The sequence below is a fragment of the Cytobacillus eiseniae genome, assembly GCF_017874625.1.
In the GTDB taxonomy this organism is placed as follows: Bacteria; Bacillota; Bacilli; order Bacillales; family Cytobacillaceae; genus Cytobacillus; species Cytobacillus eiseniae.
The window spans coordinates 180,303-193,672 of record NZ_JAGIKZ010000001.1 but is presented as its reverse complement, the minus strand read 5'-3'; the positions used below and the strand labels follow the sequence as shown (position 1 = coordinate 193,672).

Sequence of the window (13,370 nt, the reverse complement as noted above, 5' to 3'; positions counted from 1 at the left end):
TAAATTTAGAAGAATACGAAATAATTCACTTATTATATATCGGAAGTTTTGATGTACTTATCCTACTTCCATCCTCGAGCGTAACTTCTGTATAAATTATAAAAAATGGCTCAAATGAAAAACCATTAGAAGGTGGCTTCTGCTTATTTATAATCTCTTTAATATTTTCATTCGTATATGTCCATCCATCTTTATGGTTTGTATCACTAAACAATAATGTTGGACCTTCGTCTGATTCCAATCTTAAGCTATAAAAATCTACTTTCTTAGCATTTTCATATTCTAATAATCCCATTTGGAAATAGTCATCATTGATCACATACCAATCATCTTTAATATCATAATCAGAATTTAATCTATAAACTTTTACCAAATCATCAAAGGTGCCATTATAATCATCTAATCTGGCGATGGATGAAAGTCTTACCAAATCTAGACTTTCTCTTAATTCCCCTAATTTAGTATTCGCATCTATATTTACCTTTTTTAGCTTATTTATCTCCACATCTTTTACAGATATAAGTTTCTTTAATTCTACAATCTCGCTAGTTAATTGTACTTTTTCTTCATTAACAGGTTCTAAAGCTTTATTAGTGCATCCTGAAATTAAACATAAACCTATTAACAATACAATAATTATTTTTTTCATTTTAACCTCCTTCTATTATTTGTTGAACATAGTATTCAAAACTACTATTAGTTCAAGTAGTGGATGCACATATTAAATAATTTCCACTTAGCTAACTTAAAAATGAAGTTGTAACATTTAGAATCCTGCAGGACCATCACCACTATTCCAATTACTACCCTCCCCTTTTTTTATACTAGGATTAACAGTCTTGGTATGCTTATCATTTCTTCTTTTCTTCCTTCTGAAATCAATCAAAAAGGCAAATAATATAATTCCCAATGTTACTATCATAAACCACCACATAAAAACACTCCCTTTTATAATAATTCGATTGCCGCATTAAAGTAATTTAAATTTTTCGAATTATTTTCTTGCACCAATCTCTATACCTTATGAATCGTTGAAGAAGATAATCAATTTTTCCAATCATACAATATTTTTTAACATAAAAACCTACCATTATTAGAATATTACAGAAAGTAAAGCGTTTAAATAGATAAGGATGAAGTTTATCAAACTTCTAAGTATTAAAGGAGTTTCGCTTATCTCTGAACAAATTAAAGCCATCGTGAAAAATATGCTCAAATAGCGATAATCATTATGATTTAAAAAGGTTTATTTAATTAAAAACAAAACAATGATTAGGCACCATCCAAACACCTCTAGTAGCTATTGGCCACTTATTAAAAGTCGTGTATACAAACCTAACAGATCAGTATAGATTAAGAGACGAACTCTTATGCGAATTCGTCTCTTTAATAACTTGTTCTTATCATTTTCTTCCTTTGGATCAAACTCAGTATATACATTTGTTACTGAAAAAGACAATTATTTAATAAGCAATACTGGAATTGTAGAATGCTGAGAAATTGAGTGACTGACACTGCCAAGAAATTCTTTAAACCCGCTTAATCCTCGGCTACCCATAATAATTAAATCACAATTCAATTCTTTTGCCTGCTGTAATATTGTATGCTGGGCTGAACCTTCTTTTACAAAAACTTCAAATTGATTTGGAATGTCTGCCAGTATTACAGAGGCTTTTTCAATCGTTTCATTTCCATATTCGACAATCATCCCTTTTACTTGTGAATAGAGAGATTCCGGTCCTCTTTTTACAGGAAATGTAATAACGTGAAGAACAGAAATCTTAATTGTCTCATTTAGTTTTGCAAACTCAATTGCCTTATTTAAAGATTTTAATGATAACTCTGAACCATCAAAAGGGACTAAAATATGAGAAAAAATCATTAGAAACAACTCCTTCCATTTATACATACTAGTATACTCTCATATTTTCCGGAAATAGGAAAATTCCCTATATTTCACGAAATCGTTATAATTCAATCATAGATAAATGAATCTGAACAAAAATAAAATTGCCCTGCCCTATTTTGCAACAGCAAATGTGGGCAGGGCCTACAACTTATTTTAAATTACCTGGTACAGATTTAATCACTTTACCTGTGCTTGTTGTGTTAACTGGAGTTGTTCCAGGACGTAGTACACGCATACTTTCACCCCCTTCAAATGTAAAGTGAGGGAATATTAATGTAGACTGTTTTTCCAAATAAGATTTAATACTTTTTTAATCTTTCTTTTTTCAAATGGACATGGCCTTTCACCTGTTCTCATTCTGTACAATGGGCAATGGTTTCCCTGACAAACAGGACGGTAAAAGCATGATTGACAGACAGAATCTGTTTCTTCTCCAGATGTCGTCCAAGCTGCCATTTTGTCATAATCAAGCATTAAGCTGCCATTCTCAAATAATTTTCCTACTTGATTAACTTCCTCATCCATCGAGATTGTGCACTTATAAAGCTGCCCATTTGCACCAACAACTAAAGAATGTGGTTTTGCTGCATAACATACTGATGCTGTTGGCATAAGTGAATCAGAAATCATCGGGCTCATACTCATCCCTTTTGTTAGGGCCTCATCTGAAAACTCCCAAATTTTTCTATTAGACGTAATTTGACTGCATACAGGCAGTTCATCATCATTTTCACCGCCCCATCTGCCTACAGGTCTGAAAAAGACACCAAATCGCTTATCTTCGGCAAATTCATCCGCTAGAAACTCGATAAGCTTAGATGTTTCTTGTAAATTGCTTTCATCAAAATTCACTCGTATCGTTATGTTAAATTCACCCGGAACCTCTTTCACAGCCTTGAGATTTTCGATAATTTTATCAAATGTTTTTCCGCCACCAGCAAGATGCCTGCGGCTGTCATGCACTTCGCCTATCCCATCGATGGTAATCATCAATTGACGAATTTCCCAGGATAACAATTTTAGAAAAACATCCTTTGTTAAATAATATCCATTCGTTACAAGATCTGCTGAATACTGCAGCTTTTGATTACTTGCAGTTGTTAAAAATGAGGTTGAAAGCTCTTCTATCACATCCAATGCCAATAGTGGCTCTCCCCCAAACCAACTTATATTTAAATTTGCAAGAGTCGCAGCTTTTTCTTTTACTAACGCTTTCAACCCACTTTTCGTCTCAACATTCATTTTTCCGCGTGGAAATGATTCATAGCAATATGTACATCGAAAATTGCATGCTTCTGTTGGAAGCAGCACTAAATGCATCACATCGGTCCGATGCAATGATTGGTGGAGAAATTGTGCTCTTCTATTTTCATCTATACGATTAGAAATTAAAAATCCATTCTCAAATAATTCCTTTTTTATCTCAGTTGATAGATTTTCAACACCTGATCTTTTTAATGAAGCGATGACCTCTTCCTTCTCTGTATCAGTAAAATAACAAATTGCCCCATTATAACTATTATATAAGACTAATCCATGGTCATCTGTTTGAGATAAAACATTAAATCTTGAAGGAACATATGTATTCTTGTCTTGCATTATTTATTTACCTTTTCCTTCCTATCCATTTGCTTGAGGAAATTTTTGACGTACAGTCAATTATATGACTTCACTCATTATTTTTCTGTGATTCCCATCAAACTTTCACTTAATTTATGAACAAAAACACAGGCGACTTGATCATCGCCGTACAAACTGGAAGGATTGGTACTTTCGATAAAGGAAACACGGTGAGCATGAGCGATACCGTGCTTGACTTATCGGAGGGAGTAGTACTGAAGTTTGATAGGCGATAGGCGCCGAAGCTGGATGTAGACTAAACTACTCATGAAGTTATACACAACGTGCGATTTATAGTTCCCTAGACATGTACAAAAAAATGGATTAACAAATTGTTAATCCATTTCCCTTAGTTCTTATTGTTTAGTTGGATCAGGATAGTCAAACCCTTTTGTGTCAACTTTTACAGTTTTCATTCGCTGCTCTTCTAGTGGCAAGTCTGCCCCATTTCTTTCTGTAGCAACAATTCGATCAACGACTTCCATACCCTCTAGTACTTTGCCAAAAGCAGCATATTGACCATCAAGATTAGCAGAATCCTCTACCATAATGAAAAATTGTGAGCCAGCTGAATTTGGGTCACCTGTCCGGGCCATTGATAAGACGCCACGCTCATGCTTTAAGGGGTTTTCAAACCCATTATCTGTAAATTCGCCAAAAATAGCATATCCTGGACCACCCGTGCCATTACCAGACGGGTCCCCACCCTGAATCATAAAGCCGGGAATCACTCGATGGAAGATTAAGCCATCATAAAAACCATTTTCTATTAAAGATATGTAGTTTGCAACTGTATTTGGTGCAGTCTTCGGATACAATTCAAGCGTAATTACCTCATCATTGTCCATTGTTATAGTTACAATTGGATTTTCTTCAACATCTGATGAGTAATCTGAATTTGTATTTGATTGATTAGATGAATCTCCAGTATTTTCTGATGGCTGTTCTTCTGGCGTGGAACCACATCCAGCCATCATAAAGACAACAACTAGAGCTAGAAAGAGAAATGAGAAAGCTTTATTTCTTAAAAACATATTTTATGCAATACCTCCTTAATTTTGACTTACTATTAAAAGCTAATTAATTATAGCATTAATGTCAAATTTACACTGATGAAATCACAATGAATTTATGAAATTGTAAAAAAGTTGTTTTTCACTTGGAATGAAAAGCAACTTTTTTCTATCCATAACTCACCCATTTTTTATTTTCACCAAAGCCCATATTTCAACATACTTTACTTTAAAATCATTTATCAAATTATCTTTTCATGAAAGGAGTTGTATTCTATGGAGTTAACAGCTGCTCATTGGATGTACTTGATTGGAACATGCATCATCATTCTAACAATGCTCTTTCGGCAAAATGTTGTTGTTCCTTCCATCATCGTCACTTTTTTAGTAGGGTGGATTTATACTGGATCATTTATCGCTGGATTACAAACTATTTTCAATGCTAGTTTAGTTGCAGCAGGTGAGTTATTCAATATTTTCCTTATTATAACCATCATGACCGCATTGCTCCATTCCTTGAAAACTTTAGGGTCTGATCAACAAATGATTACCCCTTTTCAGCAGGTGATGAAAAATGGCCATATTTCGTTTTGGGTGATTATTTTTGTTACGTATGCGATCTCTTTATTCTTTTGGCCAACACCAGCTGTGCCTTTAGTTGGAGCTTTGCTTATTCCAGTGGCTATTCGATCAGGACTCCCACCAATTGGTGCGGCTATTGCCATTTCTCTCGCTGGGCAAGGGATGGCACTATCCTCAGACTATGTGATCCAAATTGCCCCGACATTAACTGCAACAGCTGCCGGAATTGATGTAGCTCCAGTTGCAGACAGAGCATTTGTTTTGTCTATTATTACTGGGGTTGTTGCGATCGTTATTGCCTATTTGATGATAAAAAAACATATATTGAAACCTTCCGATAAACATTTAATTGCATGGGAAAATAATACGCTAACTAGTACACAACTACAGGAAGAGGAGTATGAGCAACAAAAGAAAAGCAAATACAGCTTCCTGTTTGCAATACTCGTCCCACTCACGTTTTTGATCATTATCATCTATATGGTGCTCGCTAAGTTTTCTAATGTCATTCCCTCGATTGAGGGAGGAACAGGTGCCGCTTTAATTGGAGGCGCATCAGCCATCCTCCTTATTGCTGCAGCGATTTTTCGAAATGCTCGAGAATCGCTTAATCATGTGAGTGATCATCTCGTTAAAGGATTTGTCTTTGCCTTTAAAGCAATGGGGCCCGTCATCCCGATTGCTGGATTTTTCTTTATTGGAAGTGGAGAATTATCCGCAAAAATTTTAAATATAGGTACAGACATTGCTCCATCCTTTCTATTTGAATTAGTCGTTGCAGGACAGCAATTCATTCCAGAAAGTACGGTTATTGCGGGATTTGGCATTTTATTAATAGGAGCAATAACTGGTCTTGATGGTTCAGGCTTTTCAGGTCTGCCGTTAGTAGGATCCTTATCAGGTGCATTGGGGGATAGTGTTGGAGTCGATGTAGCCACACTATCCGCTATCGGTCAAATGGGCTCTGTATGGATTGGGGGCGGGACATTAATAGCTTGGTCATCTCTTGTTGCTGTTGCAGGCTTTGCAAAGGTACCTGTTATGGAGCTCGTTCGGAAAAGCTTCTTACCTGTGATCCTTGGCTTAATTGTATCAACAATTGTTGCACTGATTATTTTCTAGCACGTAAATTGAGGTGTTTTTATAAAAAAGGACTGTAGAATCTTACAAATAAAGATCCTGCAGTCCTTCAATTTATTTATTCTTATTAAAGATGACTAGCTTCAAGTCTGTCATTTCTTCTATTGCATACTTTATGCCTTCCTTGCCTACTCCACTTTCCTTTACACCCCCATATGGCATATGATCAACTCGGAATGTAGGAATGTCATTGATTAACACCCCGCCCACATGAAGCTTCTCTGCTGCAGTTAAAGCCGTATGAATATTATCTGTATAAATGCCCGCTTGCAGTCCATAACGTGAATCATTCACATGCTCTATCGCTACTTCAATTGTTTTTACTTTATTAATCAATACAATCGGAGCAAATACTTCCTGGCAAGAAACCTTCATTGTCGGTTCCGCACCAACAATAACAGTCGGCAGTAAAATATTCCCTTCCGCTTCTCCTCCGATCATAATTTCCGCTCCATTCTGCTTCGCTTCCTCAATCCATTCAAGTGTTCGGGTGATATCCTTTCGTGTAATTAGTGCTGATACATCTGTTTTTGGATCTAGTGGATCACCAACAGTAAGCTCCTTCGTCGCAGAAACAAATTGATCCACAAATGAATCATATTGTTGTTCATGCACATAAATGCGCTGCAAGGAAATGCAAACTTGACCTTGAAAGCCGAATGCCCCTGCTACACAGCGTGAAATGATTGTATCAATCGGTGTATCCTTATCAATAATCACTGCTGCATTTGAGCCTAACTCCAATGTTACACGCTTTAAGCCTGCCTTATTTCGGATCCCAATACCTACAGCAGGACTTCCAGTAAAAGAGATCTTTTGTACCCGTTCATCCGTTACCAGCTTTTCACCAATGAGTGAGCCGCTTCCAGTTATCACATTTAACGCACCCGCAGGCAATTGTGCTTCTTGAAATAATTCAGCAATAAATAAAGCAGATAACGGGGTCTGTCCCGCAGGTTTCAGGATAACAGAGTTTCCAGAAGCAATTGCTGGACCTATCTTATGAGCGACTAAATTCATCGGAAAGTTAAAAGGTGTGATCGCTCCAATTACCCCAATAGGCACACGTACAGTATAGCCCATTCGCCCTTCTCCACCTGGAGCCGCATCAAGCGGGATCGTTTCTCCATGAATCCGTTTTGCCTCCTCTGCAGCAAATTTATATGTTTGTATCGTTCTTTGAACTTCAGCTCGTGCTGCCGTAATTGGCTTAGCTGCCTCATTAGCAATAATCTCTGCTGCTTCATCTATCCGTTCATCTAAAAGCGAGGCCACTTTTTCTAAGATTGAAGCTCGTTGATGACTTGGCATTGCGGCCATTATTCTTCTTGCATGATAGGCAGCTTCTATTCCCTTCTCCACTTCTTCAATGGTTGCTGCCGGGATTTCCGCAATCATTTTTTCACTATATGGAGAATGGAGGGCGTTATATTGACTAGCTTCCACCCATTCTCCGTTTATGAATAAGTTTTTTTTCATATGTGAATCTCTCCTTTCAAACTTAACTTTATTAAGAAAAAAACAATCAATGACTATTTAACAATGGCTTCTTCAACAGCTGCAATCGATTCATTGATAATATCAATCAGTTTGTCTATCTCTTCCTTTTTAATAATGAGAGGCGGAGCAAATACGACTACGTCTTGCCCATCGAACACGACAGATCGGCAAATAAGTCCTCGTTTCGCTGCTTCTGCAACAATTAGTGGCGAGACAGGATTTTCAAATGTCTTTTTCGTCTGACAATCCTTTAACAATTCCAATCCAGCCATTAATCCAAGACCTTTCACTTTGCCTACTATTCTTCGTTCTCCTTGTATTCTTTTCAAGCCTGTAAGTAGCTCTATTCCCATTTTCTCTGCGTTTTCAATTAACCCTTCCTGCTCAATTAATTCTATATTCTTCAATGCCACTGCACAAGCCATCGGGTGTCCACTATACGTATACCCATGCAAAAGGGTGCCAGTCGAAAGCTCCATAAAATCCTGATGAATTTTTTCCGAAAGCATCACACCGCCTAATTGTGCATACCCGCTCGTTACTCCCTTTGCAAAACACATCATATCTGGCGCAACATGATAATGTTCCATTCCAAAGTATTTCCCTGTTCTTCCAAAACCGGTAATCACTTCATCTGTAATAAATAACAGGCCATACTCGTCACAAATACGTCTTACTTCTTTAAAGTAGTCTTCAGGAGCGATATGAAGTCCTCCTGCTCCTTGGATTGGTTCAGCAATAAAGGCTGCAATCGTTTCTGGTCCTTCTGCTTCAATCACTCGGCGTAAATCCTCTGTTGAAAAATGATCCGCATAGCAAAAATCTGGATCAAAGGAGTTTGTAAAATCTCGAAAAGGCTTCAAACCTGTTGCATTTGTTGATCCCATCGCAACACCATGATACGATTTCGTACGTGAAATAATCTTCTTGCGATTAGGTTGCCCTCTTAATATCCAATAGTGGCGAGCTAATTTATACGCAGTATCATTCGCCTCAGAACCACCAGATGTAAAAAATGTCGCACTTAAATCACCTGGTGACACTTGAGCCAGCTTTGCTGCTAACCGAATGGCTGGCTCATTGCTAAAGGTGGCAAAACATGAGGAAAAAGCAAGCTTTGACATTTGCTCCATTGCCGACTTTCCTAATTCCTCATTTCCGTGTCCAATATTCACATTCCATAATGAAGACATTCCATCAATTACCGTATTTCCTTCTATGTCTTTGAGATAAATTCCTTTCCCCTCAGTAAAAATGAATGAAGGGCCTTGATCCTGCTGCTGTTTAATAGGAGAGGTCGGATGAAGGAAATGTTTCTTATCTAGATCCATTAATTCTTTAATCCTGTGTTTACCTATCATGAACGGATTCCTCCTAAAATAATAGATTTATACTTATATAGGATCAAGATACAACTTTTATGCCATTTATTCATGAAACATCGATCATATCCAGATGGAGAAATGAAAAAGACCGGACATGAAGAAAACATCATGTCCGGTGCAATACAAATCATATAACTGAGCTATTATCTTTAGGGTGAATGGTATTCTGAGAAATTGTATGTAGCTTAAAGAAACGAACTTATTGTAAAGCCTTTATTCAAATAATGGACTAACAGCTTTTTGATTATGAATTCGATCAATTGCTTCAACTAGTAATGGTGCAACTGATAATGCCGTTATTTTTCCAATTCTTTTTTCTTCTGACAACTTAATGGTGTTCGTTACGACTAATTCTTTGATAGCCGATGACTCGATTCGACGAATAGCAGGACCTGATAGAACTGGATGAGTGCAGCAAGCATATACCGCTTTTGCTCCATTTTCAATTAATGCATGCGCCCCCGTCGTAATTGTTCCTCCTGTGTCAATTAAATCATCAACAATAATCACATTTTTCCCTTCAATTGTTCCAATAATATGCATAATTTCTGTCTCATCATGCTCTGGACGCCGACGGTCAATCAGTGCTAGAGGAACATTTAAATAATTGGCGATTTTTCTTGCTCTAACCACTCCCCCATTATGTGGAGCCACAATAACTAGATCCTCTAACTCTTTTTTCTTAAAATAATCTGCGATAATAGGAATGCCTGTTAGATGATCAACTGGTATGTCAAAAAAACCTTGTGTTTGAGGAGAATGAAAATCTACCGTTAAAATTCTCGTTGCTCCAGCAGTTTCTAAAAGGTTAGCAATAAGCCTAGCCGTAATCGGTTCCCTAGATCGGGCTTTTCGATCTTGTCGGGCATAACTGAAGTATGGCATCACAATATTAATCATCTTAGCTGAAGCCCTTTTTAATGCATCAATCATAATGAGGAGCTCCATAATATGTTCATTTGAGGGGTCTGAAGCAGATTGTATTAAAAAAACTTCACATCCCCTAACACTTTCTTCAATATGTATTTGAATTTCTCCATCACTAAACTGTGTACTTGTGCATCTACCAAGTTCACATCCTAAAATCTGTGCCATTTCGCCAGCAAGATCTTGATTTGATTGAAGCGCAAACATTTTGAAATTCTTTTTAAGTTTATATGACACTATTTTTCCTCCAAGCGTAATAACAATCATTTTTAGGTTAGTTCATTCCCTATTTTACATGAAAGGTAGATATCAAGATACTCTTAACTTTATTTAGATTTTCTTTTTCCGTGTAAAGCAAAGGAGGTACGCGGATAGCATGATAAGACTTTCCTCAAAAAAATTTGTTATGATCACAATCTGCCTTGTTCTCATTTATTAAAAGAAACTTTATTAAGCCCTGATCGTCTAATATGTATGAAAAGGTGGTGAATAAACGATGAAAGGAATAAAAGCAATACTTGCGTTAGTTGGGGTGTGTTTCCTTTTAATCGGATGCAATAATGATGCAAATGATAAGAATTCATTTTCAAAAATGAATCCAAAAAATAAACAATTGGAGTATAACATAATTGCAAGTGAAAAGACTTTGCCAACTAGCTTTCATCAAATCGCGTTTGAAAGAAAAACATCGCCATTTTTTCAATACTTAGTAAGAAAAATAGTTCATCACAAGGAGTTTGTAGAAACATGGAATTTATTTGGATTTGAAAATAAAGTAGTAAATGTCGACTTTAAGGAGAGCGATGCTTTCTTTATTGGCATTCAAGAATCAGGAAGTTGTCCTTATAACATAGGCAATATTGAACTCAACTCTGATGACAAAACAATGACAGTAACTTTGACAGAACAAGACGGCGCCTGTACTGCTGATGCTACTCCAAGAACATTTGTCATCCAAATGGAAAAAGAAGAAGTGAGAGATATAGAGAATGTCACTATTATTCAAAGTGATATGGAAACAAGCATACCGTTAGATAATAACTGAAAGAAACGATTTACTTGATCGCTCCTGAGTGTTCAACTAACACTTCTTTATTTGATAAGGCAAATGAACTTTGCTAAATACGCCTTTGCTTAAACCTTTTGATGTGATTCACCGTCATGCATCCATACGAGTTTTTCGGAAATCTCCATTTCTTATAATTAGATGTCTTGTCCTTAATCGCGAAACGAGCAAAAGCAAAATAAGCGGAATTATTCCGGTTAAATGCAGAATTAAGCTCATTTTGGCAGAAACAAGCGGAGATTTTCCGCTTATTCAATGCAAAATCCCTCATTTTTGAATTTTTCAAGACAATAGGCGGAATTTCTCCGTTTATTTGAGCCTTTTTTATTAATAAATACGAAATAAGCGGAGTTTCTCCGTCTATTTACCAGCTCGGGTGATCTCAAATCTACTATCTATGTAATTTTGTTAGGTGATATCCAAATCCCCTGCCCAAACATCCTATAGCATAAAACGATACTTTAAACTTCAGCTACTTTAAATCGCAGAACAGTCTTTAATTTTTCCGTCGGTGTTCTCCTCGTATCTGATATATATATTTCTTTATGTGTTTTTTCGATCCTTTTTAGATTATTTTCCAAACAAAAATGTTCCATCTGTTCGAAAGTTTTCGGTTCATCATCATAACTTCCAATATGCATTGCTTGAACACATAATCCTTCCGTTATTGTTTCAAATTGAACAGGATCCAAATGAAGGTTTGTCTTTTTTTGCTTCACACTATTTACTGCATATTGAAACAAATCGTCTGTCACAAAATTCGGTTGTCTGATCATTAACTTATATACTAAATGATCTTTGTTTAAATAGTCTAATTCCCTCCCTTCTTCATCTAAATCCCAATGTCCTTCCAAAGGAAAAACGGTATAATCAAAATAGCCATCTGGAGTTATTCCTTTTTGGGGCATCATTTTTATTGCGTATGACAAAGCATAAAGGATTTCAATATGTACTTTAAATGGTTCACTATTTGGATCTCCACAACCATCTAATGTAATAAACTTCATTTCTGGAACTTCAATTTGTGTCGGTTGATTTTTAGGTAAATAGAGTTCTTTCAGCTGTTTTCTCCATTCAAACTTACTCATTATTTATCACTCTTTTCAAAATATCCTACACTTACTAAGTCTATGCCTATATTTCATTTATTCTTCCATTTCCCATCTAGCAATTTCTTCCCTTACTATAGGTGCAACTTCTTTTCCCAATAGTTCAATCGCTCTCATTACTTCTTGATGTGGCATTGTGCCAACTGGGACATGCAGCATAAAACGCGTGATGCCCACATTTTTTCTCAAATAAATAATCTTTTCTGCTACTGTTTCAGGGTCACCAACATATAAGGCTCCTTCTAAGCTGCGGGCAGAATCGAAAGTTGAACGAGTGTATGGCCCCCATCCACGTTCTCGGCCTAATTTATTCATCACATATTGGGTGGAAGGAAAAAATTTATTTGCTGCTGTTTCTATGTCCTCAGCAATAAATCCATGTGAATGCGAAGCAATAGTTAACTTAGACACATCATGTCCAGCATGTGCTGCGGCTTTTTTATATAATTTTACTAATGCTGAGAATTGTAGCGGGCGTCCACCGATTATTGCTAGTACGAGCGGAAGTCCTAACATACCTGCACGCACGACTGATTCTGAATTGCCTCCACTTCCAATCCATACAGGCAATGGATCCTGAACAGGACGTGGGTAGATACCAAGTTGATCAATTGATGGTCGATGCTTCCCTGTCCAAGTGACCTTCTCTGAAGCAACAATCTTTAATAACAAGTCTAACTTTTCTTTAAATAATTCATTATAATCATTCAAGTCATACCCAAATAACGGAAATGATTCAATAAAGGAACCTCGACCTGCCATGATTTCTGCCCGTCCATTCGAGATTGCATCAACTGTTGCAAAATCTTGAAACACTCTGACAGGATCTGCGGATGATAGGACAGTTACCGCACTAGTAAGTCTAATCTTCTTTGTTCTTGATGCTGCAGCTGCTAGAATAATCGCTGGGGATGATGCTGCATAATCTATTCGATGATGTTCTCCTACTCCAAACACATCCAACCCTACCTCATCAGCTAAAACAATTTCCTCTACTACATCGCGAATTCGCTGGGCATGGCTAATCACCTCTCCAGTATTCACATCAGGAGTCGTTTCCACAAATGTACTAATTCCGATTTCCATATGATCTCCCACCTATTTCAATGATTTCGATTA

Annotated in this window: 12 protein-coding genes; 2 read left to right on the top strand and 10 right to left on the bottom strand. The window is 36.8% G+C overall.

Annotation, left to right across the window (positions count from 1 at the left end; translation table 11 throughout):
• Positions 1–25 precede the first annotated feature (25 nt).
• The 5 genes from J2Z40_RS00955 to J2Z40_RS00935 form a co-directional block, all read right to left on the bottom strand.
• Entirely contained in the window at positions 26–649 is a 624-nt protein-coding gene (locus J2Z40_RS00955; RefSeq protein ID WP_066394652.1) for a hypothetical protein, read from the bottom strand.
• A gap of 117 nt (positions 650–766) precedes the next feature.
• The gene (locus tag J2Z40_RS00950) at positions 767–934 is read right to left on the bottom strand and encodes a hypothetical protein (RefSeq protein ID WP_162840481.1); all 168 of its coding nucleotides are present in this window, start codon (positions 932–934) and stop codon (positions 767–769) included.
• Between the two features lie 525 nt (positions 935–1,459).
• Positions 1,460–1,882 carry a universal stress protein gene (locus tag J2Z40_RS00945; protein ID WP_066394655.1) on the bottom strand — a complete coding sequence of 141 codons (423 nt, stop codon included), beginning with the start codon at positions 1,880–1,882 and terminating at the stop codon, positions 1,460–1,462.
• A gap of 297 nt (positions 1,883–2,179) precedes the next feature.
• Positions 2,180–3,508, bottom strand: a complete 1,329-nt coding sequence (locus J2Z40_RS00940; protein WP_066394657.1) for a radical SAM/SPASM domain-containing protein — start codon at positions 3,506–3,508, stop codon at positions 2,180–2,182.
• Positions 3,509–3,885: 377 nt separating this feature from the next.
• Positions 3,886–4,563 carry a peptidylprolyl isomerase gene (locus tag J2Z40_RS00935; RefSeq protein ID WP_066394659.1) on the bottom strand — a complete coding sequence of 226 codons (678 nt, stop codon included), beginning with the start codon at positions 4,561–4,563 and terminating at the stop codon, positions 3,886–3,888.
• A 255-nt stretch (positions 4,564–4,818) separates the two neighbouring features.
• Between J2Z40_RS00935 and J2Z40_RS00930 the strand changes: the two genes are divergently transcribed.
• On the top strand, positions 4,819–6,246 hold the full coding sequence (locus tag J2Z40_RS00930) for a hypothetical protein (protein WP_066394662.1): 1,428 nt from the start codon (positions 4,819–4,821) through the stop codon (positions 6,244–6,246).
• 72 nt (positions 6,247–6,318) lie between these two features.
• Here the strand turns inward: J2Z40_RS00930 and J2Z40_RS00925 are convergent, their stop codons facing one another.
• The 3 genes from J2Z40_RS00925 to J2Z40_RS00915 all read right to left on the bottom strand — a co-directional run bounded on the left by J2Z40_RS00925 (position 6,319) and on the right by J2Z40_RS00915 (position 10,343).
• Entirely contained in the window at positions 6,319–7,743 is a 1,425-nt protein-coding gene (locus J2Z40_RS00925) for an aldehyde dehydrogenase family protein (RefSeq protein ID WP_066394664.1), read from the bottom strand.
• A gap of 53 nt (positions 7,744–7,796) precedes the next feature.
• A complete protein-coding gene (locus J2Z40_RS00920; protein WP_066394666.1) occupies positions 7,797–9,125 on the bottom strand; it encodes an aminotransferase family protein in 1,329 nt (442 codons plus the stop codon).
• 237 nt (positions 9,126–9,362) lie between these two features.
• Positions 9,363–10,343: a ribose-phosphate diphosphokinase gene (locus tag J2Z40_RS00915; protein ID WP_066394669.1), complete on the bottom strand. Its 981-nt coding sequence runs from the start codon at positions 10,341–10,343 to the stop codon at positions 9,363–9,365.
• A gap of 229 nt (positions 10,344–10,572) precedes the next feature.
• On the opposite strand from J2Z40_RS00915, the gene J2Z40_RS00910 reads away from it, so the two are divergent.
• On the top strand, positions 10,573–11,121 hold the full coding sequence (locus J2Z40_RS00910; protein WP_066394673.1) for a hypothetical protein: 549 nt from the start codon (positions 10,573–10,575) through the stop codon (positions 11,119–11,121).
• A gap of 482 nt (positions 11,122–11,603) precedes the next feature.
• Here the strand turns inward: J2Z40_RS00910 and J2Z40_RS00905 are convergent, their stop codons facing one another.
• Together J2Z40_RS00905 and J2Z40_RS00900 are read right to left on the bottom strand one after the other, a co-directional pair.
• A complete protein-coding gene (locus J2Z40_RS00905) occupies positions 11,604–12,230 on the bottom strand; it encodes a GyrI-like domain-containing protein (protein ID WP_066394674.1) in 627 nt (208 codons plus the stop codon).
• 57 nt (positions 12,231–12,287) lie between these two features.
• Positions 12,288–13,337: an LLM class flavin-dependent oxidoreductase gene (locus J2Z40_RS00900; RefSeq protein WP_066394676.1), complete on the bottom strand. Its 1,050-nt coding sequence runs from the start codon at positions 13,335–13,337 to the stop codon at positions 12,288–12,290.
• Between the last annotated feature and the right edge of the window lie 33 nt (positions 13,338–13,370).

Bases quoted from the DNA above. Each gene is read 5' to 3' on its own strand.
- J2Z40_RS00900 (WP_066394676.1), bottom strand. From the start codon at position 13,337: ATGGAAATCGGAATTAGTACATTTGTGGAAACGACTCCTGATGTGAAT.
- J2Z40_RS00940 (WP_066394657.1), bottom strand. From the start codon at position 3,508: ATGCAAGACAAGAATACATATGTTCCTTCAAGATTTAATGTTTTATCT.
- J2Z40_RS00925 (WP_066394664.1), bottom strand. From the start codon at position 7,743: ATGAAAAAAAACTTATTCATAAACGGAGAATGGGTGGAAGCTAGTCAA.
- J2Z40_RS00950 (WP_162840481.1), bottom strand. From the start codon at position 934: ATGTGGTGGTTTATGATAGTAACATTGGGAATTATATTATTTGCCTTT.
- J2Z40_RS00920 (WP_066394666.1), bottom strand. From the start codon at position 9,125: ATGATAGGTAAACACAGGATTAAAGAATTAATGGATCTAGATAAGAAA.
- J2Z40_RS00915 (WP_066394669.1), bottom strand. From the start codon at position 10,343: ATGATTGTTATTACGCTTGGAGGAAAAATAGTGTCATATAAACTTAAA.
- J2Z40_RS00955 (WP_066394652.1), bottom strand. From the start codon at position 649: ATGAAAAAAATAATTATTGTATTGTTAATAGGTTTATGTTTAATTTCA.
- J2Z40_RS00945 (WP_066394655.1), bottom strand. From the start codon at position 1,882: ATGATTTTTTCTCATATTTTAGTCCCTTTTGATGGTTCAGAGTTATCA.
- J2Z40_RS00930 (WP_066394662.1), top strand. From the start codon at position 4,819: ATGGAGTTAACAGCTGCTCATTGGATGTACTTGATTGGAACATGCATC.
- J2Z40_RS00935 (WP_066394659.1), bottom strand. From the start codon at position 4,563: ATGTTTTTAAGAAATAAAGCTTTCTCATTTCTCTTTCTAGCTCTAGTT.
- J2Z40_RS00910 (WP_066394673.1), top strand. From the start codon at position 10,573: ATGAAAGGAATAAAAGCAATACTTGCGTTAGTTGGGGTGTGTTTCCTT.
- J2Z40_RS00905 (WP_066394674.1), bottom strand. From the start codon at position 12,230: ATGAGTAAGTTTGAATGGAGAAAACAGCTGAAAGAACTCTATTTACCT.